This window comes from Hoskinsella mucinilytica (assembly GCF_045223415.1).
GTDB classification, from domain to species: Bacteria; Bacillota_I; Bacilli_A; order Erysipelotrichales; family Erysipelotrichaceae; genus Hoskinsella; species Hoskinsella mucinilytica.
This window is the reverse complement of the sequence record NZ_JBEQZJ010000011.1, coordinates 1-24,409: the sequence shown is the minus strand read 5'-3', so window position 1 is coordinate 24,409 and position 24,409 is coordinate 1. Positions and strand designations below refer to the sequence as shown.

At 33.9% G+C, this 24,409-nt stretch carries 22 protein-coding genes; 8 read left to right on the top strand and 14 right to left on the bottom strand.

All coding sequences use genetic code 11. The annotated features are described in order from the left end of the window. Window positions 1–14: 14 nt before the first annotated feature. The 6 genes from hpt to UGRO018_RS05215 form a co-directional block, all read right to left on the bottom strand. A complete protein-coding gene (gene hpt, locus UGRO018_RS05240; RefSeq protein ID WP_416325409.1) occupies window positions 15–554 on the bottom strand; it encodes a hypoxanthine phosphoribosyltransferase in 540 nt (179 codons plus the stop codon). A 27-nt stretch (window positions 555–581) separates the two neighbouring features. Continuing rightward, a complete protein-coding gene (tilS, locus tag UGRO018_RS05235) occupies window positions 582–1,802 on the bottom strand; it encodes a tRNA lysidine(34) synthetase TilS (protein ID WP_416325408.1) in 1,221 nt (406 codons plus the stop codon). An 87-nt stretch (window positions 1,803–1,889) separates the two neighbouring features. Next, the gene (locus UGRO018_RS05230; protein WP_416325407.1) at window positions 1,890–3,755 is read right to left on the bottom strand and encodes a SpoIIE family protein phosphatase; all 1,866 of its coding nucleotides are present in this window, start codon (window positions 3,753–3,755) and stop codon (window positions 1,890–1,892) included. 113 nt (window positions 3,756–3,868) lie between these two features. Then, window positions 3,869–4,456 carry a hypothetical protein gene (locus UGRO018_RS05225; RefSeq protein WP_416325406.1) on the bottom strand — a complete coding sequence of 196 codons (588 nt, stop codon included), beginning with the start codon at window positions 4,454–4,456 and terminating at the stop codon, window positions 3,869–3,871. Between the two features lie 200 nt (window positions 4,457–4,656). Next, window positions 4,657–5,214, bottom strand: coding sequence for a chromate transporter (locus tag UGRO018_RS05220; RefSeq protein ID WP_416325405.1), 558 nt, complete (start codon window positions 5,212–5,214; stop codon window positions 4,657–4,659). Further along, window positions 5,211–5,786 carry a chromate transporter gene (locus UGRO018_RS05215; RefSeq protein ID WP_416325404.1) on the bottom strand — a complete coding sequence of 192 codons (576 nt, stop codon included), beginning with the start codon at window positions 5,784–5,786 and terminating at the stop codon, window positions 5,211–5,213. The genes UGRO018_RS05220 and UGRO018_RS05215 overlap by 4 nt, the downstream gene beginning before the upstream one ends. Before the next feature lie 105 nt (window positions 5,787–5,891). Here UGRO018_RS05215 and UGRO018_RS05210 point away from each other — a divergent pair, with 105 nt between their 5' ends. Beyond that, a complete protein-coding gene (locus tag UGRO018_RS05210) occupies window positions 5,892–6,794 on the top strand; it encodes a LysR family transcriptional regulator (RefSeq protein ID WP_416325403.1) in 903 nt (300 codons plus the stop codon). A 65-nt stretch (window positions 6,795–6,859) separates the two neighbouring features. Here the strand turns inward: UGRO018_RS05210 and UGRO018_RS05205 are convergent, their stop codons facing one another. The 7 genes from UGRO018_RS05205 to UGRO018_RS05175 all read right to left on the bottom strand — a co-directional run bounded on the left by UGRO018_RS05205 (window position 6,860) and on the right by UGRO018_RS05175 (window position 13,734). Continuing rightward, window positions 6,860–7,978, bottom strand: a complete 1,119-nt coding sequence (locus UGRO018_RS05205) for an MraY family glycosyltransferase (RefSeq protein WP_416325402.1) — start codon at window positions 7,976–7,978, stop codon at window positions 6,860–6,862. An 18-nt stretch (window positions 7,979–7,996) separates the two neighbouring features. Then, window positions 7,997–8,983 carry a rod shape-determining protein gene (mreB, locus tag UGRO018_RS05200; protein ID WP_416325401.1) on the bottom strand — a complete coding sequence of 329 codons (987 nt, stop codon included), beginning with the start codon at window positions 8,981–8,983 and terminating at the stop codon, window positions 7,997–7,999. Between the two features lie 126 nt (window positions 8,984–9,109). Beyond that, window positions 9,110–9,730 (bottom strand): peptidoglycan DD-metalloendopeptidase family protein, encoded by a 621-nt coding sequence (locus UGRO018_RS05195; protein ID WP_416325400.1) that lies wholly within the window; start codon window positions 9,728–9,730, stop codon window positions 9,110–9,112. A gap of 41 nt (window positions 9,731–9,771) precedes the next feature. Continuing rightward, the gene (locus UGRO018_RS05190) at window positions 9,772–11,373 is read right to left on the bottom strand and encodes a response regulator transcription factor (RefSeq protein ID WP_416325399.1); all 1,602 of its coding nucleotides are present in this window, start codon (window positions 11,371–11,373) and stop codon (window positions 9,772–9,774) included. Between the two features lie 12 nt (window positions 11,374–11,385). Then, complete coding sequence (locus UGRO018_RS05185) at window positions 11,386–13,005, bottom strand: sensor histidine kinase (protein WP_416325398.1); 1,620 nt, start codon at window positions 13,003–13,005, stop codon at window positions 11,386–11,388. 6 nt (window positions 13,006–13,011) lie between these two features. Continuing rightward, window positions 13,012–13,209: a DUF1146 family protein gene (locus tag UGRO018_RS05180; RefSeq protein ID WP_416325397.1), complete on the bottom strand. Its 198-nt coding sequence runs from the start codon at window positions 13,207–13,209 to the stop codon at window positions 13,012–13,014. A 63-nt stretch (window positions 13,210–13,272) separates the two neighbouring features. Further along, window positions 13,273–13,734: a hypothetical protein gene (locus UGRO018_RS05175; RefSeq protein WP_416325396.1), complete on the bottom strand. Its 462-nt coding sequence runs from the start codon at window positions 13,732–13,734 to the stop codon at window positions 13,273–13,275. Between the two features lie 466 nt (window positions 13,735–14,200). Between UGRO018_RS05175 and UGRO018_RS05170 the strand changes: the two genes are divergently transcribed. The 7 genes from UGRO018_RS05170 (at window position 14,201) to UGRO018_RS05140 (ending at window position 21,842) form a co-directional block, all read left to right on the top strand. Next, window positions 14,201–15,109: an ROK family protein gene (locus UGRO018_RS05170; RefSeq protein WP_416325395.1), complete on the top strand. Its 909-nt coding sequence runs from the start codon at window positions 14,201–14,203 to the stop codon at window positions 15,107–15,109. A gap of 14 nt (window positions 15,110–15,123) precedes the next feature. Beyond that, on the top strand, window positions 15,124–16,575 hold the full coding sequence (locus UGRO018_RS05165) for a glycoside hydrolase family 1 protein (RefSeq protein WP_416325394.1): 1,452 nt from the start codon (window positions 15,124–15,126) through the stop codon (window positions 16,573–16,575). Window positions 16,576–16,577: 2 nt separating this feature from the next. Then, entirely contained in the window at window positions 16,578–17,861 is a 1,284-nt protein-coding gene (locus UGRO018_RS05160; RefSeq protein ID WP_416325393.1) for a PTS sugar transporter subunit IIC, read from the top strand. A 75-nt stretch (window positions 17,862–17,936) separates the two neighbouring features. Further along, on the top strand, window positions 17,937–18,239 hold the full coding sequence (locus UGRO018_RS05155; protein WP_416325392.1) for a PTS sugar transporter subunit IIB: 303 nt from the start codon (window positions 17,937–17,939) through the stop codon (window positions 18,237–18,239). Continuing rightward, window positions 18,239–18,562, top strand: a complete 324-nt coding sequence (locus tag UGRO018_RS05150; protein WP_416325391.1) for a PTS lactose/cellobiose transporter subunit IIA — start codon at window positions 18,239–18,241, stop codon at window positions 18,560–18,562. The genes UGRO018_RS05155 and UGRO018_RS05150 overlap by 1 nt, the downstream gene beginning before the upstream one ends. Before the next feature lies 1 nt (window position 18,563). Then, window positions 18,564–19,991 (top strand): 6-phospho-beta-glucosidase, encoded by a 1,428-nt coding sequence (locus UGRO018_RS05145; RefSeq protein ID WP_416325390.1) that lies wholly within the window; start codon window positions 18,564–18,566, stop codon window positions 19,989–19,991. Window positions 19,992–20,027: 36 nt separating this feature from the next. Then, window positions 20,028–21,842, top strand: coding sequence for a family 43 glycosylhydrolase (locus UGRO018_RS05140; RefSeq protein ID WP_416325389.1), 1,815 nt, complete (start codon window positions 20,028–20,030; stop codon window positions 21,840–21,842). Window positions 21,843–22,945: 1,103 nt separating this feature from the next. Here the strand turns inward: UGRO018_RS05140 and UGRO018_RS05135 are convergent. Further along, window positions 22,946–24,160: a helix-turn-helix domain-containing protein gene (locus UGRO018_RS05135; RefSeq protein WP_416325388.1), complete on the bottom strand. Its 1,215-nt coding sequence runs from the start codon at window positions 24,158–24,160 to the stop codon at window positions 22,946–22,948. Window positions 24,161–24,409 lie beyond the last annotated feature (249 nt).

The following is a 24,409-nucleotide window of genomic DNA, read 5'->3' as shown; positions in this document are numbered from 1 at the left end:
CAAGTCCTCCTTTTTTATTTATAGATTTCAGGTTTCAACACACCAATATAAGGTAGATTACGGTACTTCTGGTCATAATCCAAACCGAACCCTACAACGAATTCATTTGGAATGGTAAAACCAACATAGTCCGCTTCGATATCCACCACACGACGATCAGGTTTATCTAACAAAGAAACGACTTTTACATCTTTCGCACCTTTGTTTTTCAAAAGTTTAGTGACTTCCTTCAAGGTTCTGCCGGTGTCAACGATATCCTCCACCAACAAAATTGAGATATCCTTTACAGAACAATCCAGATCTTTGTCAATACGAATATCGCCAATAGATTCTGTTCCCTGATAACTGGAAACATCCATAAAATCAAATTGAATGTCCATATCTATATGTTTGATGATTTCAGCTAAAAAAGGAACACTTCCTTTCAGTAGTGCTACCACCAATGGTGTTTCATTTGTTTTTTCATAATCTTTTGTGATTTCAGCGCCAAGTTCTCGGCTACGTTTCACGATTTCTTCTTCTGTTACTAATACTTTTTCAATAACATCACGCATGAATGATCCTCCTAATACAGCTACCTTCTATTTTAACACAAATAACGTAGGATTGTTAGAGAAATGTGCAATATCACAGCCGATTTTCGGTACCAGTATTACAATTCCATCCTTGTTGGTTACCACAGGCCATATTTTACGTTCTTTTTTTGGTATCTTACGATCAATAAACCAACGATTCAGCTTTTTTCTACCGAATCTTAACTGGATAACATCGCCTGCTTGTGCATTTCGTATGGTAATTGGGAAATCATCCTCTTGCAAGGTCAAAGCCTCGGTAGAGCTTCCATGATCACTGATTGTGAAATACGGTGTTTGCTCAAAACGAATGCGATCATAGGTATAAGAAAACGTTTGTTCTTTGATGGAATCTATACAAAGTTTACCATATTCTTGATAAAATTCATATTTATTTGCTATGACACGTGACCATCCATCTTCATGCTTTTGGATCAGTTTTACTAGTATATTGATTTCATGATGATTCAAAGAAAGCTTTAATTGTTCATAAATCAACACTTGAAGTAATTCTTTCAAGTCTTCCTCCTCTAGTAAACTCAACTCTTCTACTGTATGCTGCCAAGTAGAAAGATATTGTTTCCATTTCCTTGTTTTCGCAGCTTTTTGTTCATTTTCTTGTAAAATGAGTGTAGCCAAAGCCTCTTTTTCCTCTCTGCTCATCGGTTCGATGATCTCATGTCTAATTCTATTTCTAGTATAATCATTCCCTAAATTGGTTTCATCTATTCCATAAGGCACTTTAAATTTTTCACAATAGTCCATGATATCATTTTTCGTATAAGAAAGTAATGGGCGTAGAATGTTACAGCCATGTATCACTGTCTGCTCACGAATGCCCCACACACTTCCTTCACTATTTCTTTGTTTCTGCATGAGATAAGTTTCCAGATGATCATCCAAATGATGAGCTAACAATACTCCTTCCCCATGATAGCGATGCATAAGCTCCGCATAAAAAGCATAGCGTTGTTCTCTGGCAAACGCTTCGAAATTACCTTTGCATGGCTTTTCCTGTAAACGAATTTCACAAGGGATATGATACTGTTTGGCATATTGCTCCACGATTTCCATATCTCGAAACGCCGATTTCCTTACTTGGTAATTCATATGTGCTATCACGATATTCAGTTTTGCTTTTACACACATATCCAAAAGTGCCATAGAATCAGGACCTCCGCTAACACCGATGATATATGTTTTGTTATGTTCAAGTTCTAATAATTTCATATGCGTATTATATCATACATCAAAAAAAAAGCATCTTTTTATTGACATGAAAATAAAAGAAAAGCACTGTGTTCAGTGCCAATATCCCTACATTCTCTGATTTTTACTGACTTTGGTTATGATAAAGGTAGAATCATCCTTTCTTCTCGTCTTCTCAAGTATTTCCCGGAAAATATCCACATCTTCTCGTAGACTATGAGACTGTCGTTCTCTCATCCATTCATAAAATTCATGCGCCTCGATTCCATCACTCATCATAATAAATTCATCACCATCTTCTAACTCAATAGAAAAACAGTCCGGTTGCATCACAGACACAATGCCTACAGGTAATGCATTGCCACTAATTTCATAAAGCTTATGATCACGCATGAGATAAGTAGGACATGCGGCTGATTTCGATATATAAGCAATACCTAACGCATAATTAAAACACATAACGTCAAGCGTTGCGAATGCATCACTTTGTATCAGCTTATTGATGCATTTGATTGCGGCATCCTGTGTAATCCCACTAATCATCATCCTTTGAAATATAGTGGTAATCAATTGACTGCTTTGCGCAGCCCGTTCTCCATTTCCCATACCATCGGATATCATACATACCATGCTTTGACGAAACCGAAAGATAGAAAAGGTATCTCCATTTCCTGTATAAGAATTTTTCACACTATCAGCCAATGCATCAATTTGATAAGGTACTGCATCACTCATACAGATGTGAAATCCATTAAAAAATCTACGATTTCGTATTTCATCTAGTTCTAAATTACGATGCATCAAGGCTTCCATCAATGGTTTTAATGTTGTTTTGATTTCACCTCGTTTGATATTTGAGATATCCATAACGATTTGAAGATATCCTGGTTTAGGTTCTTCCATCACAAAATCATCCACCCCATATTGATAGCCCTCTAAAGCAGTGACAATTCGTTCCTGTTCTTGAAATCGATGGTCTGCCTTACAAATGACATCTGCATTGTATCGAAGTGCTTCAGCCATGGTTTTTAATAATTCACTTTCTTCATTGCTCATGGTTGCATAATAACTTGCTAAGGATTGAAAGATACTCGCATAATTTAACATCTGCCTTTTTAATAGACCTTGATCTTGAAACCTGCTCATACAAGGCTTTGTTTGTGACGGTGTAAAGAATGGCAGCTTTTCTTTTTGTATCGCTAACAAGGCAAAACAATATAAGAAATAAGCAACGCTCCACACGTTATGCACCATATAAGTACCTAGACATAATATGACAACTGCCGCAAGCAACCTTTCTTTTTGAAATACACATAGAATCACAGGCACAGCCATCATGATCCATGGTACCCCCATACAAAAGTACAACAGCATAAACAAGGTAAGCAACGTCACAGGTTCGCATATCATGGCGATAAGAGCAAAAGATATCCATCCGATATATTCCTTGTATTCTGGCATCATTTGAATAAACAAAACATAAATCGCAAGCAGAAACAATCCATACATACTTTCCGGAAGTACATAGCGATGTTGTATCCAATTAAATTCTTTACACATTTGTCGCATCAAAAGAAAGGTGCACATAGGTAATATCACAACCTCTTTTACAAAACCGAATTGTTGAACACTATAAGGAATCATAATTAATGTAACGATTGCGCAGATCCATTCATATAAGTTATATTCCAATAAGCGTATCATATGTACGATGATAAAAAAGCAGGTGAAACCCAATGCATATAAATAAGTATCTAACACCCCTCTGGCAAGCGACATCAATAAAACAAAAAACACAACGATCGTACTTTCTCTTGTACTTCTGATATAAGACATTGCACAATAAATAAATACGAACATATAGGCAAAAGGTGAGGCAATGCTTCCTAATAAAATGGAAATCATCGCACAGCAGACATCTTGTATGCGGATCTGGTATCTGCTTTTTTCCTTACCTAAAACTGCCTTTTCCACAAAACCACCTCTTTCTTTAACATTCTAAAAGAAAGAAAGTGTTGTTTCTGTCAGTTTTTGTCTGTGATGCATTATTTTGTCTATTCTTTTTTCAAAATCATGCATATTTTTCCTTATTTATGCATAGTGCCTTCATCAAGACAGCTTTTTACTCGTTCTTTAATTTCATGAAACAGTGAACTGTTCTTATTTAGATGCGCTTTTATATCAATGATCCTTGCGGTATTGATCCACTTTGCGTCATTGATGAACAATACAGATTCCTTGTTCATTCCTTTGATTTTTCCAAGTCGCATCAAATGACGTTTTCCTTTTGGATTATCTTTGCTGTAGGCTTGTAAGAAAGCCGCATGATTTCCACTCATTGGTACCACAAATGCCTTGCTATGGAAAATGGAAACGATCAATCCAAAATGTTGATATCCTATTTCGTTGATATAGGCTTCTCCATAATCGATATAACAGATATCACCTATCTTGATATTCAGTCCTAACTCCATACAATTGTTGATGTGTCTTCGCTTTCTCAGATTATCATCACTAATCAATCTAGGGATAGCTTCTTTCACAGCCAACATTTGATAATCAGCACTTTTTTCTTCTACATAAAGTTCCCATAGATAATCCCAATAAGTTGCTTCAGTGATTCGCTGTTCTTTCTTTTCATGCTCTAATAGTTCGTATAATTTCTTGATTTCCATATGTATCCCTCCTTAGGGGATAGGATACACGAAAAATAAAAAAAAATCATGAAAATGTAAAATAAATATATTTTTTGCTTGTTTTATTAAAATTTCCTTTCATTTTTTCCTTTTCTCTTCAAATTCCAAGTCTTACTTTTCTTGATTTCATATTGAAAAAAAGACCTAAAAAGGTCTTGTTGTCTATAATCAAAATAAGGTCAAACTATCAAATAAGTGATACCTCCAAGGATACCAGCCATGACCATGACCATTGTAGGACTCGCTTTCCACTTTCGTAAAATAATCACACACACCGCAAAAATGATGACACCTATGATGTCTGTTGAAGGTAAAGAAATCGCTCCTTCTCCCCAAAATGCCACAATTCCGATGGATACTCCTGCTGCTGCGATTAATGCAATAACTGCCGGTCTAAGACCGTTTAATATACCTTGAATAACGTTTAATTCATGATATTTTCCATAAAGATACCCCAATAATAGCATCAAAACGATAGATGGAAATACGCAACCGATGGTAGCGATAATGGCACCTGGTAATCCTGCGACCTGTATACCTACGAAGGTTGCTGAATTGATTGCAATCGGTCCCGGTGTCATCTGTGAAATCGTGATGATATCTGTAAATGCACTCATATTCAACCAATGATGCAAGGATACGACCTGGTTTTGGATCAATGGCATTGCGGCATAGCCTCCACCAACGGAAAATAAACCTATTTGAAAAAAGCTCCAAAATAATTTTAAATAAATCATACTTGTGCCTCCTTCTTTGCTTTACGCTGTTCCATAAACATCATAGCCGCTCCAAAGACTCCACACACTAATACAATCACGATGACATTCACTTGCAAGAAATAATTTGCACAAAACGCAACGATCATTACAACGATAGATACGATATTTTTGTCCTTGATCAAACCAGATGACATACTGATCACCACATCACAGATCACAGCAGCAACTGCTGACTGCATAGCCTTTAAAACTGCCTGTACGATGGCATTTTCTCTAAATGCTACATAAAACATTGAGATAACGGATAAAATGATCAATGGTGGAAGCACCGTTCCAAGAACAGTAACCAAAGCTCCTTTTAATCCCGCAATGCGATATCCTAATAATATAGAAGCATTGACCGCAACTGCACCAGGAGCACTTTGTGCAATCGCAGCTAGATTCATCATTTCCTCATCCTCTAACCACTTCAAATCATCCACAAATTTCTTTTTCATCAATGGAATGATGACATAGCCTCCTCCAAAGGTGAATGCACTTAAATAAAAAGTAGATGTAAATAGCTTCTTATATGTTTCGATTGATTTCATTCTAATCCCCTCCTTACGTTAACAGTATACGTCTTGTTAATTCATTAGTAAAATATTATAATTAAATAAACATCATATGATTTTACTTATGATAGGAGGGTATCTATGAACATTCGCCATCTACGTATTTTTCTTGCTGTTTGTCAATATGGAAACATGACAACAGCCGCAAAGCACCTTTATATTTCGCAACCTTCGATTTCACTAGCCATTGCGGAGTTAGAGGAGCATTATGGTATTCAGTTATTTGATCGTATTTCTCAACGGCTTCATATTACCCAAGCCGGTGAACAATTCCGTCAATATGCACAACATGTGATCGGTTTATTAGATGAAATGGAAAGCAATATCAAAAATTGGGATAATGTTGGAGAGCTACGTCTTGGAGCTAGCATTACCATGGGAAACCATGTCTTACCGAATCTTGTTTCAAGTTTCCAAAAAAAATATCCTGATCTGAAAATCCGTGTATATATCTATAATTCAGAAAGAATTGAACAAATGGTACTTGAAAATAAAATCGATCTTGGCTTTGTAGAACATGTTAGCAAACAAGAATTTATTCATAGTCATGATTTTATGAAAGATCATTTAACCTTAATCTGTGCAAATGATCATCCATGGGCAAAAAAAGAAACCATCACAGCCCAAGATCTGATGGAAGAAAACTTTCTTTTGCGTGAAAAAGGCAGTGCAGGTCGTGATATCTTTGATTCCTATTTAAGTCTTCATGGTATGAATGCTGATCCATTGTGGGAAAGTATGTCTTCTCAAGCTATCATTCATGCTGTAGAAAAGGGTATCGGTGTATCCATTCTTCCTTACTTGTTGGTAAAAGATCATTTAGATCAAAAAAAGATCAGTTCCGTTCGCATCGATGATGTCGCATTGACTCGTAAATTTTCTATTATATATCATAAGAATAAATTTCTATTTCAAGCTGCCAGAGAATTCATTGATCAAACTTACATCTATGTCACACAATTCCCTGATGCTTCCCAGATATAAAAAAACCAGAGCATACCTATCTCTGGTTTTTTAACACAATGTTAGACGATTGATATCCAATCTATTTATAAGGTACGTTTGTCCATTTCTTCCTTTATCGATTTACGTTTTCTTTTTGTGAGAATATCATACAGTTTTCCACATTTCTTTTGTATCCCTCTTAATATAGACAATAACGGATGAAATTGCTTTGATATCATTTCGCTCCATTCAATGAATAACTCTACGATGATCGCAATCATAAACAAAACAAAGAATCCAGTTGCCTTATTGATAAGATACAGATAAGCAGTAAACCCAAAAAGTGCAGTAACGACATATAAGATCAAAACAGTATTACGATGCCCAAAGCGTCGCATCAAAAGATGATGCAGATGTTTTTTATCTGCTTCATTGAATTTATGTCCAGACAGCTTTCTTCTTACAATGGCTCCTAAGGTATCCACGATCGGTACTGCCAAAAGTAGAATCGGCAATGCCAATGTCATGATCGTAGAGCTCTTAAAACCTAAAAGTGAAATGGCGGCTATGATAAAGCCTAAAAACAGCGCTCCACAATCACCCATAAAAATACTTGCCGGATGCAGATTATATAATAGAAATCCTAAAATCGAACCTGCAAGTAGCAACGACATTGTTTCAATATCAAGACGAGCTTCTACTACTGACATGCATGCAATGACCACAAGGATGATGGCACAAATACCACCGGAAAGACCATCTAGACCATCCATTAAATTCACAGCATTGGTGATACCAATGATCCATACAAATGTTACAATAAAGGAAATGATTCCCATATCGATGGTAATCCCAAATGGTAATCGAATGACATCAAGACTAACCTTTCCTACGACCATCAAAACAATTGCTGCTACACATTCAATTGCGAGCTTATAGCTAGGCTTAAGATCTACCATATCATCGATCAATCCACCTAGAAACATGATGGTTCCGCCTATGAGGATTCCATTGATCGTCACATCTGTTTCCATAAAGCATGCCATACACACAATGAAAGAAACATAGATGGCAACTCCACCAATACGTGCAATTTTTCCACTATGAACTGTTCTTTCATTCTCCTGCGCATATATCTCCAATTTCACAGCAATCCACTTCAAAATCGGGGTAATCAACGCAGATAACATCAATGGAATCAACAGATATTTCAGCCAATCCATAGATCCACCTCGCTTTTTTTATCTCACCATGTGCAGATTTTCTAATAAAATTCCGGTACCTTCCGCTACACAGCGAAGTGCATTTTCCGCAACATAAACAGGAATATGTAATTCATTTCTTAAAAGTTCATCGATGCCATGAAGCAATGCCCCACCACCTGTTAACACAATACCTCTTGTGACAATATCACTTGCAAGTTCTGGAGGCGTCTGTTCCAAAACAGTCTTACAAGCACGTACCACATCTTGTAGACTTTCTCTCATACTACCTTCGATTTCCTCACTATCAAGTGAAATCGTTGTAGGTAATCCACTGACAAGGTCACGTCCGCTTACTTCCATCGTTTCATGGATACTACCCTTCCAAGCAGTACCGATATTCTTCTTGACTTCTTCTGCTGTACGATCACCAATCAACAGTTTTTTATTTTCTTTTACAAATTTGATGATATCACGATCCAGTGTATCACCTGCGATTTTCAAAGAGGTACTTGAAACAATTTCTCCTAAAGAGATGACAGCGACATCTGTGGTTCCACCACCGATATCCAATACCATACATCCACTAGGCTTTCCAATATCCAGGCCAGCACCTACTGCCGCAACCTTTGGTTCTTCTTCGATATATACTTTTTTTGCACCTGCTCGATAAGCAGCATCACGAATTGCATTTCTTTCTACACTTGTGATATTACTTGGACAACAGATCAGAATGGTAGGACGTTTAAACATCCCTTTGATTGCCAACTTTTTAAAGAAGAAGTTCAGCATGATTTCCGTTACTTCAAAATCTGCGATGACTCCATCCTTCAAAGGACGAATCGCAAGTACTCTGCCTGGTGTTCTACCAAGCATATCCTTCGCTTCTTGTCCAGCCGCTAAACATCTTTTTGTTTCTGCATCTATTGCTACAACGCTAGGTTCGTCGATGACGATTCCCTCGCCTTTGACATACATTAATAAGTTTGCCGTTCCTAAGTCGATTCCAACTTCTTTTGAAAACATTTTTTCTACCTCCGTTTCGCGCATGTACATTATATCATAATTTTTCAATTTAAAAAGACATAACCTAACGTTTCTTAAGGAACCTTAAGAATTGATTTTTACGTGAAAATAGTACCGGTTAAGGTACTATTTGATTTCATCCACGGTTTTATCGAACACCATTTCCGGATCGATCATTTTTCCTGTCTTAGTTGTTACGATATGTAAGTGGTTACCTAGATCTTTGTTGTAAATATTGGCTCCTGCTTTTCCTATGACATCGCCTTGTTTTACCTCAGCATCTTTTTCTACCATGACTTCACCGAGACTTTGATAGGTAATTTCCAAATCATCTGTAAGAATGGTTACCGTTTTTCCAAACACTGAGTCATCTTTGACTTCACTTACTTTTCCGGAAAAACAAGCTAAGACCTCAAAGGGTTCATTGTTATTGGCATAATCCATGCCTTGATTACCACGATAAACACCTTCGAATTCAGTGATACTGTCTACATCGCTTTCCTTCCCATCAAAATAGTCTAGAACAACCTTAACGTCACCTTTGAATGGCTTTATACAAGTTTCCTTTGTATTTGATGCAGGAAGTGTTAATACCGGGACACTGTCCTCTTTGAATACCGCCGTTTCCTGATCCTTCTTCACTGTATATTCATAGCTTAAAAATGCAACAGCAACCACCAGAAGACAGGACATCGTTACGATCAGTTTTCTTTTTGATAACTTCTTTTTCTTTGTATAGCTATACATTTCATCACCTCTAGTGATGAGTATGCCCGTACCCCTATGCTTTATACTTCTTTATTTCCACTTAATTCCAAAGCGTGCTGACTTAATTTCTTACGATATTCACTTGGTGACATACCATATACCTTTTTAAATACTTTATTGAAATAAAATTGATCATCAATACCAACTTGCATTGCCACATCCTTGATCATAAAACTTTCATCTTCCAGTAATTCCTTCGCCTTTTTCATCTTTCGATCATTAATAAAACCAATCAGATTCATCCCGGTCTCATTTTTAAACACCCTTGATAAATAGCTTTCACTCATACCAAAGGCTTCCGCAATCATTTTCAATGTGACTTTTTCTGTCAAATGTTCTTCTATAAAAGATATAATTTCCATAATATTTTTCTTATATTTATCTGATCCCTCTGACCACATCCATTTACATATTTCTTCAAAAGCAGTTTCTACCTGTTCCTTTAGCTTATCAAACGTTTCACTGATATGGATATAACGATGGAGTGCATCAAAAGGATATGCCTCTTTGATTCCCTTTGCGATTTCATTACCTTCTATATTATTCAATATAAATATAAAGTACTCTTTTACACTATAAGGATCCATTCTTTGTATCTTCATAAAATGCAAAGCTTCATTTACGACACGATTGACTTGCGCAAAATCCTTTTCCTGAACCGCAGTTAAAATATCCGTATGAAAAGAAATATCATTCATAGAAAGCTCTTCAAATTCAAAATTTTCTTCACTGAACATCAAGGTACCTTCCCCTTCATAAAAGCGTTTATCATGGGAAGCTAGAATATCAAGATAAGTTTGATAAAAGCTTGTGACATCATTTTCCTTTGGCGATACCGTAATGGATAAGGCAATATCCATGTATTGAGATATATTACGAATCATACTGTTACAAATATTCAAAACACGTATTTTTTCTTCACCATGAAATAACAATACGCCGGAGTGATTACTTAGAAATATCATAAGATATGGCATTCCTAAAGGAATCGTTTCTCTGATAAGGTCTTGTAAATTATTTTTCATTTTCGCATGGTCTTTGATCTTAGTTTCATAAACCACATCTACATTATCTACTCGAAAATATGCCATTTGATAATCTTTATAATAGGGTTGAAAAATAGGTTGGTTCAATGCCTTTAAAAATTTATCTTCTTCCATCACATGCTCATTTTTAATCATCAGCATAGATTGGCGAAGCTGTAACAATGCCTGATCCTCTTCTTCATCCATCGTCAGTGTATTTGCCTCACAGTTTTGTTTGACCTGACGTATAATTTCTTCTAATTCTTTCTCCTCCAAGGTGATTTTCAATAGATAATCAAAGGCTCCTGCCTTCATTGCATCTCGAACCAACTCAAAGTCAGAATAATTACTTAATGCGATTACTTGCGTATTATTGTTTTCTTTTCGTATTTTGCTAATCAATTCTATGCCATCCATCTTTGGCATCTTTAAATCTGTGATCACGATTTCCGGATGAACTTCCTCATAGATACGATATGCCTCTTCGCCATCCTTCGCTAAAGCTATGACCTCACAATCCAAAGACTTCCAATCAATCATATTCTTTAATGTAATTCTGATTAGATTTTCATCATCAGCAATCAAAACCTTATACATAAGATTCCTCCCTTAAGATTGTAGTGGTAATATCAATGTGGTAATCGTACCAACATTCATAACACTCTCTACCTTCATTGAATATGCATCTCCATACATCAGTTGAATACGTTCTTGTATGTTTTTCATACCGATACTGGAAAGTTTTTTATTACTTGCTTCTGCCTTTAATACTTGGAAACCTTTGCCATTATCACCGATTTCGATTCGCAAGCAATGTTTCCAAATTTTTGCACGTATCGTTAAGATCTGATGCTCTCTATCCTCTTCAAAAGCATGAAGGATACTATTTTCAACGATTGGCTGAAGCAAAAATTTTAAGATCTTTTGATATTTCACATCATCATCAATATTATAAACAGTTTCAAATAAGTCACCATATCGAAGCTTTTGAATGATGATATAGTTTTTCACGTTTTCTATTTCTTCTTGTACTGTCACCATTTCATTGCTATCTACTATGGTATTTCGCAATAGTTTCGCAAGCGCATTGATTCCTTCACTTACCGGTTTATCTTCATTTAAGATTGCTAAATATTTTAATGTATTCAAAGTATTAAAAAGAAAATGTGGGTTGATTTGAGCCTGAAGTAATTGTATTTGTGTTTCTCTTTGTTGTTCCTGTTCTCTTTGTATGGTTGTTAAAAGCTCATCAATACGTAATAACAGCTCATTAAACGTTTCACTTAAGGTATGCATCTCATCCCTACCACCGTCTTCTATACGAATAGCTTCTAGATTATCTTCTCTGAATTCATGCATACTTTTTAAGATATGATCGATTGGATCATGCATGCTATGATAGGTTATGGTTGAAAAAATCAAAAGTAAGATCATCGCAATCACACAATAAAGCAAAATCAGATTACGAAAATTATTGATTTCCTCATATACATAATCTTGTCTTACCACATTTGCAATCTTCCAGGATAATCCTCTGATATTTTGTTCATTTACATAATACTTTTTGGTTCCTATCGTTGCTTCTCCATCTACGATTTCAAGTTGTGTATCATCAACAAAATCCCCTTGTCCAAACATTACCCGATCATCTTCATCCAAAATGAATAAAGCTGCGGTGTCACTCCTTGCTTGAACAAAGGATGGCGCAAAGACATCAGAAGGAAAATAAACACAGAGATATCCCATTATATGATTAGAAGGATGAATCGGACTTAGATACATAAAGGCTCGTTCTTTCTTATCATAGTACCATTTTTCTTGAAAGTCCATTAAAATAGGATGATTGGCTTCCTCTACCCCATATGCCTTTATCAACGCTCCATGTTCATCATAAAATCGCACCAATCTGCTTTTCATGCTCACTTGGAGTTTTTCAAGCTGTGCTACAGCATCACTGTTTTCCGGATCCTTTTTCAAATCCACAAAAAAATCCGATGTACTCATATTATCCACATCTTCAGCAAGACGCAAAGCATTCATAGAAAGATTTTCGGATGCCATATTCACTAATTGAATACTTGCTTGTTCGTTTTTTTGAAAAATAACACTTTGTGAAAACATATAATAAAACATAAAACAAATTAGCATTAAAATACTGGGAAAAAGAGCAAAAGCGATTAATCGCTGTTTGATACTAAGGCGACGAATCAAATCAATAATTTTTTTCATACCTGTTTAATACCCCATTGAAAGAGATAATAAAAATTGTCCACATAGATAGGCGAGTGCCATAGAAAGCAATAATAGTAATAATTGTGTTTTACCCGGTTTACTGACATTGGTAAATTTCTGAAATTGAACATTAGATAATGCCCAAAAACTCAAGATAAAACACAACATATAAACAACAAAGCGTACAAAAAAATAAACCATAGAAACGTCACCTCCATGATTTTATTATACGTTTTTCCAAAACAAAAGTAAAACAAACTTTTTCTAAGTCCATTGCTTTCGAAGGATTTCTTTACCAGCTTCCACAACTGCCCTTAAGCAATTGAGCTCTTTTTCACTCCAAGAAGATGACGCACTTGATACATCCTCTGGATATTCATCAAATTGACATCCATAAAATAGCTTTCGATAAATATGCTGTATATGCTCATCCTCAACATCGCCGAGAAAAGGAATCTGTAGACAAGTCGTAAGATCGCTCATACAATTCCAAAACTCTAAAATGGCATGACAATCTATGGTGTTATCATCAAACTCATCACAATATTGATAAATCACAAAATCTTCCATATAGATATCATTTACCCTTAACTTTAATTCTTCTTGTGTATATCCATATACAAGTTTACCTTCTTGTAATAAGAAACCACCAGTGTCATCATCGCTCCATAATGTATAGTGATTTTTATGATCTATCACAAAATCTATGATATTATACCTACTCATAAAATCGCAATTCTCCTTACTGTTAAAACCAAATTTCCGTAAATGCCAGTTATCATATTAATAATTAAACCATTTATTTATAATTTCCATGAAATCATTATACAATTCTATTTTTATCCTCGCAAGTGTCAGTTCTATATATTTAGCATAGATCTTACGCTAGGGTCTATCGGAATGTTCGCAGAACATTTTTCTTATTATATGTTGAAATATGATTTCAATCTTAGAGAGTTAATAGGATACAGTCATATAAATAGTTTAAGAAAATAAGTAAAGATTTCAGGTCTAAAATTCCCAAATATAAATAATGAAATTTCAGATTTTAAAAAAAGTCTTAAATCTAATAAAAAGAGCTGTTTTTTAACATACATTACACCTTGTTATAGACTATTATATAAGTGGTTAAATTATCGATATATTTAAACTAAGTAGCATCCTTAATAAAAATGGAGAAATGGAGGAATGAATGGATAAGTATTTAGCATTAGATTTTGGTGGATCTGGATTAAAATCAGCAGTAATAAGTGAAGACTTCAAAATTGAAAAATATGAGAGGTTTGATCCGCCGCTAGAAAGTATAGACAAATTCATAAATATATGTCATATGATAGTTAAAAAAAATGGCAATATTAAAGGATTGGCAATTAGCTTACCAGGTAGAATTGATGATCGTAGTGGTTATGTTTATAGCGCTGGTATGTATAAGAAAATTTATAATGTCAATTTAATTATAGAATTGCAAGAAAAAATTGACCTTCCTATATCAATTATCAATGATGCTAATGCTGCCATAACAGCCGAAATAGCGTTAGGTAGTTTGAAAAATGTTAAAAATGGAGCAACTATGGTGATTGGTACAGGAATAGGTGTTGCAACTATAATTAATGATGAAATTGTTAAGGGTTTTAACTATAATGCGGGTGAGGTATCATTATTATTAACAAATGATGATATTAGCTTAAACAGTAGAAATTTATTTAGTGCAAAAGGTAGTATGTACTCAATACTTTATAAGTATGCAGTAAGTAATGGTATAAAACCTGAAGATATTAGCGGGATTGAGTTTTTTCAAAAGGTAGAATCTAATGATGAAATTGCAAAAGAGTTATTAAATACTATGATAAATACTATTTCGGTTCAAATATACAATATGCAAACGCTTTTAGATTTGGAAGTAGTATCTATCGGTGGTGGAGTAAGTGCAAATAAAAAATTTATAGAATTATTAGAAAATAGAATCGATGAAATCTTTGCGAAAGAACTATTTAGCTCTATAAAAAAACCTATCATCAAATCATGTAAATTTGGTAATGATTCAAACCTGTTAGGAGCTGTAGTTCATCATGTAAACAAATATAAAAAGAGAATTTGTTAATAGAAAGGAGTAATATGAACTTTAAAAATATTATAAATTTTCCAGAAAATTTTCTATGGGGAGCTTCAACTTCAGCTTTTCAAGTTGAAGGAGCATATGATCAAGATGGTAAAGGTCTATCGGTAGGCGATATTAGGAGTTTTAAGAAATCGCATAAAATTGCTGACACTAAAGTTGCAATGGATCATTACAATCGTTGGGAAGAAGATGTTGATTTAATGGTTGAATTAGGCTTGAAATCATATCGGTTTTCTATATCATGGACAAGAATTTTCCCAAATGGAGATGATGAGGAAGTGAATCAAAAGGGAGTAGATTTTTACAACAGATTAATTAATAAATTGGTAGAAAACAATATTGAACCAATTGTTACCATTATGCATTTTGATTTTCCTGAAGCTTTAGTTCAGAAATATGGTGGTTGGAAATCAAGACAGGCAATTGATGATTTCGAACGATATGCAAGAAAACTATTTGAGTTATATGGCGATCGTGTAAAGTATTGGATGACTATTAATGAGCAAGGTATCGTAGCAATTACAAATTCTCTATTAGGATTACGTGAGGATGATTTGGTCGAGTCTGCAAGAATTCGACACCAAATGAATTATCATATGTTTGTGGCCAGTGCTAAGGCAATTAACGCCTGTCATGAAATGTTGCCTAATGCCAAGATTGCACCGTGTTTATCTTACATGACAGTATTTGGCAAAACAACTAAAGCAGAAGATCAATTAGCAGCAAAAGATGCAGAGGATTACATGTCGTTTTATTTAATGGATGTATATTGTCATGGAGAATATCCAGGTTATTATACAGAATTCCTTAAAGAAAGAGGTTGGATGTTTAAAACTGAGAAAGGTGATAGTGAAATACTCAAAAAAGCAAAACCAGATTATATTGCTATTAACTGGTATTGTACAAAAGTAGCTACAGTAAAAGAACCTGGTCATATTCAAAAAATGCTAGAAATTAAACCTGAATTAGCTGAATTAGCTAAAGAATATAGTGGAATGGCAGATAGCTATCAATTTGTCGATAATGAAAGCACAGAAGAAAATGAATGGGGTTGGAACATTGACCCTGTTGGATTTAGAATCGCTTTAAGGGAAATGCATCAACGATATCGTCTACCAATTATGATTACTGAAAATGGTTATGGTCATAGAGATGTACTAGAAAAAGATAACAGTATCCATGATACATATCGAATTGATTATTTACGAGAACATCTAAAACAGATGCAACTTGCTATTATGGATGGAGTTCAAGTATTCTCTTATAATCTATGGTCATTTATTGATGTATTGAGTAGCGGAGATGGTGTTGAAAAAAGATACGGATTAGTTTATATCAATAGGGATGATTTTAATACTAGAGATCTAGCTCGTATTAAAAAAGATAGTTTTTATTGGTATAAAGAAGTAATTCAAACAAATGGAAAAAAACTAGATGGAGGAAAATAAAAATGTTAAATAAAATCAGTAGTATAGTTGAAAAAACATTAAGCCCACTTATGGCAAAATTATCTGAAAACACAGTAATAAGATCAATGTCAATGGCGATGATGAAAGCAATGCCTGTTTTACTTGGGGTAGCAGTCTTTTCATTACTTGCAGATTTTCCAATAAGCCAAGTACCCGAGTTTTTTGGTGAAATTGGAATCTTAGAGTTCATGCAAAAAGTTGTTACTACGCTTAATAATTTAAATCCTATACTATTTATAGCAATGTATTGTTATTCATATGCAGAAGAATCAGGAGTTAGTCCAATTCCAAATTTATTATTTGGGATCATCTCTTACTTCATTTTGATTCCATCTACAATGACCGTTGGAGAGAATGTCATAACTGCATATAGTGAAACCTACATGGCTGGTAACGGAATGTTCGTAGCAGTAATCACAGGTATTTTGATTTCATTTATATACGTATTTATGATGAAAAAAAATATCATATTTAAACTTCCAAAAAGTGTACCTAGTATGGTTTCTAAATCATTTGAACCAATTTTTGTTGGGATATTTGTAATTGGAGCTATTCTATTGATAGATTTTGGCTTTGCTCAGACAGCGTATGGAAATTTCTTTACATTTGTTCAAGAAGTCATTCAAGCACCGATTGTAGCTGTTGGGGCAAATGTTCCATTCATGATTTTATTCTATACTTTAGTAAATCTATTTTGGTTCTTTGGAATTCATCCATCTGCAATGATGGCCTTATATTTACCAGTTATTAGAGTCATGTTTTCAGGAAATATTGGAGCTGCTATGCAAGGTCTTGAACTTCCATATGTGAAAGAGTACTTAGCTTATATTTCAGCAGGAGTAGGAGGTACTGGAAGTTTATTAGCATTAGGGTTGATTATGTTGTTCTGCTCTAAATCAGAACGTATGAAGGCTTCAGCTAAAGTTGGATCAATTCCAGTAATCTTTAATGTTAATGAACCCATGATTTTTGGTATCCCAATTATTATGAATCCAGCATTCTTTGTACCAATGCTTTTGTCACCGTTAGTTGGAATGGGGTCTATGTACTTAATGACGAGCGTAGTATCAATTAACTTTAATGCGATTGCTGCAATGGCAGTTCCTTGGACAATGCCTTATCCAATCACTGCTTTTATCGCTGGTGGAGTTCCATTGTTAATTATGATGTTAGTTGTTATTGTACTTAATGGTATATTATACTTTCCATTCTTTAAAATTGCAGATAAAAAAGCATTAGAAGAAGAGAAAATTTTAGAGGTTTAAGAATCAGCTGTTTAATAAATTAAATGACTTCATGGGTAACATGAAGTCTTACCTATAAAATATGGAGGAAGTTTTATGAGAAAAATAGTATTAGTTTGTAATGCAGGAATGTCTACCAGTATATTAGTGGAAAAAATTAAAGAGGCTAGTGAGGCAATAAATTATGAAATAGATATTCATGCATACGCAACTGCAGAATTAAAAGAAGTTGCAGAAACTGCTGATGCAGTTTTGTTAGGACCACAAATTAGATTCCAATTAAACAAAATGAAAGGATATGTAACATGTCCTATTGAGGTTATTGATATAAATGCATATGGAATGATGGATGGTGTAAAAGTACTAAATCAAATAAAAAAATTAGTAGGAGATAAGTAATGGATAATTTAGAATTAATCTGTTTTCGAATTATTACAGCTGTTGGAACTGCAAGATCTTTATTTATTGAAGCTATTCAAGAAGCAAAGAATGGTGACTTTATAAAAGCAAAAGAACTTATTGAAGAGGGTGATAAATGTTTTGTTGAAGGCCATAAAGCACATGCTCAATTGATTCAAAGAGAAGCATCTGGAGATACAATAAATGTATCACTACTTTTACTTCATGCCGAAGACCAGTTGATGAGCGCAGATGGATTCAAAACAATTGCAGAAGAAATGATAGAATTACATAAACTAATCAGCAAAATTGGGGGTAAGTAAAATGTCATTTAAAACTGATTTTTTATGGGGTGGAGCGACAGCTGCTAACCAATGTGAAGGAGGATATAATTTAGATGGGCGTGGCTTATCTAATGTCGACTTATGCCCAGCTGGCAAAGAACGATTTTCCATCATTAGAGGCTTGGAAAAAGTAACAAATTTTACTGAAATTTACTATTATCCTGCGAAAACCGGTATTGATATGTATCATCACTATAAAGAAGACATAGCATTATTTGCCGAAATGGGATTTAAAACATATCGCTTTTCAGTATCATGGTCGAGAATTTTCCCAAATGGAAACGAAGAGGAACCCAATGAAGAAGGATTAAAGTTCTATGACAATATCATTTTGGAATGTAAGAAATATAATATAGAACCTTTAGTTACAATCAATCATTTTGAATGTCCAATGTTCTTGGTTAATAAATTTGGTTCTTGGAGAAGCCGTGAATTAATTGGCTTTTATGAAAATCTATGCCGTGTATTATTTACTAGATATAAAGGGTTGGTAAAGTACTGGATAACTTTTAATGAAATCAATGCACTTTTGTTTGCTCCATTTATGGCAGCAGGTGTTTATTATAAAGAAGGTGAGAATAGAGAACAAGTTAAATATACGATTGCACATCACGAACTTGTAGCAAGCGCAAAAGTGACAAAACTCGCTCATGAAATTGATCCGAATTATATGATTGGATGTATGATGGCAGCTGGGGAAGTATATCCTTACTCATGTAGACCAGAGGATGTGTTTGATGCCCTTAATAAGAATCGAGAAAACTATTTCTTTGTAGATGTACAGGCTAGAGGTTATTATCCAAATTATATAATAAAAGAACTAGAGAGAAAACAAATAGTTATTCCATTTAAGGAAGATGATGAAGATATCTTAAGAAATAATACAGTAGATTTTGTTTCCTTTTCATATTATTCGTCTAAATGTACTTCAACAGATTTAGAAATACTAGAAAAGTCGAAAGGAAATATGTATTTAGGGGTTAAAAATCCCAATTTGGAAAATAGTGAGTGGGGATGGCCGATTGATCCTCTAGGATTAAGAATTACTCTAAATAGCTTATATGATCGTTATCAAAAGCCATTGTTTATTGTTGAAAATGGTCTAGGAGCTAAAGATGTTCCTGATGATAAGGGGTTCATTAATGATAATTATCGAATTTATTATTTACGTGAACATATAAAAGCGATGAAAGATGCAGTAGATATTGATGGTGTTGATTTATTAGGCTATACAACATGGGCCCCAATTGACCTAGTTGCAGCTTCAACAGGTGAAATGTCAAAACGGTATGGATTCATATATGTAGATAGAGATGATAAAGGTAATGGAAGCTTAAAGAGAAGTAAAAAGAAATCATTCGATTGGTATAAAAAAGTTATAGCAACCAATGGTGAAGATCTTGATTGAAAAAATTCACATGCGAAAAGGAGAACTTAATAAAAAATGAAATATTATTGTAATCCAATTAATACAGAATATAAATTTCAATTTGTTAAACATGATGAAAGTAGGGGTGGAAAGACTACAATATATAGAGAAGCTGCAGATCCATCATTAGTACTTTTTAATGGTCTATATTATTTATTCCCATCAATGATGGGAGGGTTTCTAACTAGTGAGAATTTAACTGAGTGGAAATATAACAAGTTTATTGGAGATATGCCAATTTATGATTACGCACCAGATGTGTGCGTAGTGAAAGATTATTTATATTTTTCAGCATCAAAGAGAAATGCAAATTGCTCATTTTATCGATGTAAGGATCCATTAAATGAAGCCTTTGAAGAAATCGAAGGAACATTTCCATTTTGGGATCCTCATATGTTCTGTGATGATGATGGAAGATTATACTTTTATTGGGGATGTTCAAATATTACACCAATTTATGGTGTAGAGTTAGATCAAACGACATTGATACCTAAAACAAATCCATGCGTGATGATTACACCAAACAATAAAGTCAGAGGTTATGAAAGAGTTGGAAATAATCATATTCCACCAAAGACAGAAGAGCAAATAAAAGCTGATGTAGAGAATATGGTTACAATGATGATGAATATGCCTGAAGAAATTCGAAAGGCAAAGGGCATTCTATCTGAAAACCAAGTTCGAGCTATGACTCAAGCATTTATGGGAAACGATCCTTATATTGAAGGAGCTTGGATGACAAAATATGAAAATAAATACTATTTGCAATATGCAATACCTGGAACGGAATATAATATCTATGGAGATGGGGTATTTGTATCATCATCACCTTTAGGTCCATTTGAGTTAGCTAAGAATAATCCTTATTCATATAAACCTGGAGGGTTTATAAACGGTGCTGGTCATGGTTCAACATTAAGAGATAAAAATAATAACTACTGGCATACATCTACAATGACAATATCAAAGAATGATGATATGGAAAGAAGATTAGGATTGTGGAAAGCTGGCATTGATAAAGATGGCGTACTTTATTGTGATCAAAGATATGGAGATTGGCCAATCAATATCGAAACTCCTGCGTTTAGCAATCCAGAATTTATGTTACTTTCCTATAATAAAGATGTAAAAACTTCCTCAGGGATTAATGGTCATTATGTAACAGATGAGAATATTAAGACCGTGTGGAAAGCAGAATCAGCAAATGATGAATGGGTAGAAATAAACTTAGGAAAACCATTTGAGGTTCATGCAATTCAAATCAATTTTGCTGAGGATAATATAAAAATTGATTGTGATATTACTTACGAGTTTAAAGCGAACGGATCAGAAAGATATATTGATTTAGCTTCTTCTAATTATATTAAATGGATTTTAGAAGGATCGGTAGATGGAAATACATATTTTACAATAAAAGATAAATCTGATGCCAATACAGATTATTCACATGATTTTATAATGTGTGAAAGCGAAATGAAAATTCAATATGTTCGTCTTAGAATTATTGAGGTTCCTTATAATCAAAATCCAGCTATATCAGGATTGAGGGTTTTTGGAAAAGATAATGAGAAATTGCCATTACCTGTTCAAAAAATTAATATTCAAAAAATAAGCGAATTAGATGTCAAAATAACATGGAATGAAACAGATGCTGTTGGTTATAACGTACTCTGGGGTTATTCACCAGATAAGTTGTATCATAGCTCTATGGTGTATGGGAAGTCTGAATATACCATATCTGCATTGATTGCTGGTGAAGGTTTATATGTGCGTATTGATTCATTTAATGAAACTGGTATTAGTGAAGGTAATGTAGAAAAAGTATTCTAAAGCCATGTTCATTGAATAATGGATTTAAAAAAATAATGAGATATGCCACACTTTAGTAGAAAAATAGAGTAGTAAATTGAGTCTCAACTCACTCTATTAAAGAAACGAAGGTGTGGCTTTTTATGAGGATAGAACTTCAAAGTATTAGTGATAATGTACTATTCTTTAGCAAGTCAAGATTAGGTCACGATGCGCTGTAATATTTCTGCCTTGGTGCAGCATACAAAAAAATGCTCATGTGCCGCAAAGTAACACATAAATGAGCTGAAACGTGGAGATAATCAAGGTATACATTTCATAAATATTCCAAAGATGTGAGAAACTCTACGATGCGTGTGTGCTTATCAAGATGCTCATTACCTACAATGAAGATGGAAAGGAGGTCAGGAACTAATTGATCAAATCCAAATTGGCAAATTTATAGCCGAGTCAAGAAACTTTACCTAAAGGTAGCTTACTAACGCACCTTTCATTAACGACAAAACAATTTCTAAGTAGGAGTGCGGAAAAGGACTTTCCAAATTATCTCTCATGCTTCCATTGACTTGCCAACGATTGTACGGATTATATTGATTGTGTTCTCTGTTACAGTGGCAGTGATGCTTAATATAAAGCCAGTTATTTTGAATGCACACATTACAAGGAACTCTATGTACCAAACATGGACATACCTTTACAAAACGCAGAACTAACCTATCCTAAATGTGGTAAAACAGAAATGTGCAAACATCGTGTCACAAGATAAATATGACTTGTGGTAATAGCAAAAAGTGCTGCCGCACTTTCTCATAATTCGGAAAAGGGGATTTCTTTAACCGAGTTAGAATATCAGGAGTATATACGACACTCGTTAGGCAGGACATTGAGCTTTATTATAACTTTGTGGGCAAGATTGACTTATACGAAGTCAAAACAACCCAACCTATCCGGTACGTAGCGATTGTGCCGGATAGCAACGGCAATTTTTTTACACTTCTATTACTTCTTTATCACATATCAGCAGTATATGTAAGCAACAAACAGAAAAGCAGAAGGTATGATATCTCTTGAACCAACATCATACCTTCTGCTTTGTTTGTATCTCCATTATTTTACAGTTACCTTTAATCATTAGTCTTTGGTTTATTCTTGATCTTATCCCTAAACTCTTTAGGAGTCACTCCTTCTAACTTACGAAAAATCTGCGTAAAGTAACTTTGGTTTGAGAAAGAAAGATATTCACTGATCTCAATTAATGAGAAATTACTGTACTGCAACATGAGTTTTGCCTCACTTATTTTTAGTCTTTGAATGAATATAACTAATGACTCTCCGGTTTCTCGCTTAAATTTTTTTAGTAAATAATCTTTACTAATGCCTAGATAATCGCAGATATCATTAGTATCAATTTGTTCTAATATATGTTCTTTGATATATATTATCGCTTCATTTATTGATTTAGAATATTTCTCATTATTTACAATATTTGAAACTCTCTCAGTATAGTCTAAAAACATTTCATCTACCATACTTCCTACTTTTTCCACATCGTTTATTTCTTCAACTTTGTTAATATAATAATCGCTTATTGAATATGCTGTATCTGGACTCAAACCACCATTAATAGCAGCACGGCTAGCTAATGTGCAGGCTACAATAAATTGATTTTTCATATTACGCAATTCATAACTTACTGATAAATTTCCTACTTCTCCAATCTCGCTATTTGTTAAATGACGTATAAGTTGTAGTTTATTACCAGATTGGATATGACTGAACAATATTTGTTCAAACTTATATGAATCATGTAGATGTTCTCCCTTTGTTGTTTTATCTAAATCTACTACATTTATTTCCTTAATAAATAATTCGAATTTACTCGAATTAATTCGTTCATAATTTTTAAAGAATCCTTTATTATTAACAATTTCACAAATAAAATCCATATCCCTCATGAATTCGTCTTTTGAAAAAACTTTTAATTGATTAAAATATTTAATAATCGCACTTCTGCTACCAATATCTTGTTTGATTAGTTCAGCTCTGATTTTTTGAGTTAGCTTATCACCTAAAAAAACCCCACTAAATAAAATAATTTCTGATGTTTTATCTATATAAATTGTAGAAAGTGTTAGATTCGTTCGATCAAAATGTAAATGATTCTTTTTCTTTATTTTAGTTTCATGAATTAAATTCATTGCTACTTCAGAAAAACTAAGCACTGCTATTTCATTGTTTGTTGATACGCTTTTTATTTCCATATTTTTGCCTAATAGAATAAACGGAATCCCAGTTGAAATATAAAATGATTTTAGTATATCTTCAATATGTATACTCATAACAGTCCTCCTCTAAAATCTATAACATTCTCATGAATTTATTATTATTATGATTTCCCATCAGACAACCCTAAGTCAGAAAATGATCCAAATAGAAAGAATGATAGTCTTTTGAAATAAAGGAGATTTCTAATTTTAAATCTCTATAAAAATTATATAGGGACATCAAAGGGGGATTCCCATTTATTATAACCTGAATCTGTGATGAAGTAAATAAACAGAGAATGCCTAAATACATGCAGTGTCAGT

Coding starts and splice junctions, on each gene's coding strand:
- UGRO018_RS05170 (WP_416325395.1), top strand. CDS start 14,201: ATGGATAAGTATTTAGCATTAGATTTTGGTGGATCTGGATTAAAATCA.
- UGRO018_RS05155 (WP_416325392.1), top strand. CDS start 17,937: ATGAGAAAAATAGTATTAGTTTGTAATGCAGGAATGTCTACCAGTATA.
- UGRO018_RS05220 (WP_416325405.1), bottom strand. CDS start 5,214: ATGATTTATTTAAAATTATTTTGGAGCTTTTTTCAAATAGGTTTATTT.
- UGRO018_RS05215 (WP_416325404.1), bottom strand. CDS start 5,786: ATGAAATCAATCGAAACATATAAGAAGCTATTTACATCTACTTTTTAT.
- UGRO018_RS05195 (WP_416325400.1), bottom strand. CDS start 9,730: ATGTATAGCTATACAAAGAAAAAGAAGTTATCAAAAAGAAAACTGATC.
- UGRO018_RS05205 (WP_416325402.1), bottom strand. CDS start 7,978: ATGGATTGGCTGAAATATCTGTTGATTCCATTGATGTTATCTGCGTTG.
- UGRO018_RS05150 (WP_416325391.1), top strand. CDS start 18,239: ATGGATAATTTAGAATTAATCTGTTTTCGAATTATTACAGCTGTTGGA.
- UGRO018_RS05165 (WP_416325394.1), top strand. CDS start 15,124: ATGAACTTTAAAAATATTATAAATTTTCCAGAAAATTTTCTATGGGGA.
- UGRO018_RS05140 (WP_416325389.1), top strand. CDS start 20,028: ATGAAATATTATTGTAATCCAATTAATACAGAATATAAATTTCAATTT.
- UGRO018_RS05135 (WP_416325388.1), bottom strand. CDS start 24,160: ATGAGTATACATATTGAAGATATACTAAAATCATTTTATATTTCAACT.
- mreB (WP_416325401.1), bottom strand. CDS start 8,983: ATGTTTTCAAAAGAAGTTGGAATCGACTTAGGAACGGCAAACTTATTA.
- hpt (WP_416325409.1), bottom strand. CDS start 554: ATGCGTGATGTTATTGAAAAAGTATTAGTAACAGAAGAAGAAATCGTG.
- UGRO018_RS05185 (WP_416325398.1), bottom strand. CDS start 13,005: ATGAAAAAAATTATTGATTTGATTCGTCGCCTTAGTATCAAACAGCGA.
- UGRO018_RS05145 (WP_416325390.1), top strand. CDS start 18,564: ATGTCATTTAAAACTGATTTTTTATGGGGTGGAGCGACAGCTGCTAAC.
- UGRO018_RS05190 (WP_416325399.1), bottom strand. CDS start 11,373: ATGTATAAGGTTTTGATTGCTGATGATGAAAATCTAATCAGAATTACA.
- tilS (WP_416325408.1), bottom strand. CDS start 1,802: ATGAAATTATTAGAACTTGAACATAACAAAACATATATCATCGGTGTT.
- UGRO018_RS05175 (WP_416325396.1), bottom strand. CDS start 13,734: ATGAGTAGGTATAATATCATAGATTTTGTGATAGATCATAAAAATCAC.
- UGRO018_RS05225 (WP_416325406.1), bottom strand. CDS start 4,456: ATGGAAATCAAGAAATTATACGAACTATTAGAGCATGAAAAGAAAGAA.
- UGRO018_RS05160 (WP_416325393.1), top strand. CDS start 16,578: ATGTTAAATAAAATCAGTAGTATAGTTGAAAAAACATTAAGCCCACTT.
- UGRO018_RS05210 (WP_416325403.1), top strand. CDS start 5,892: ATGAACATTCGCCATCTACGTATTTTTCTTGCTGTTTGTCAATATGGA.
- UGRO018_RS05180 (WP_416325397.1), bottom strand. CDS start 13,209: ATGGTTTATTTTTTTGTACGCTTTGTTGTTTATATGTTGTGTTTTATC.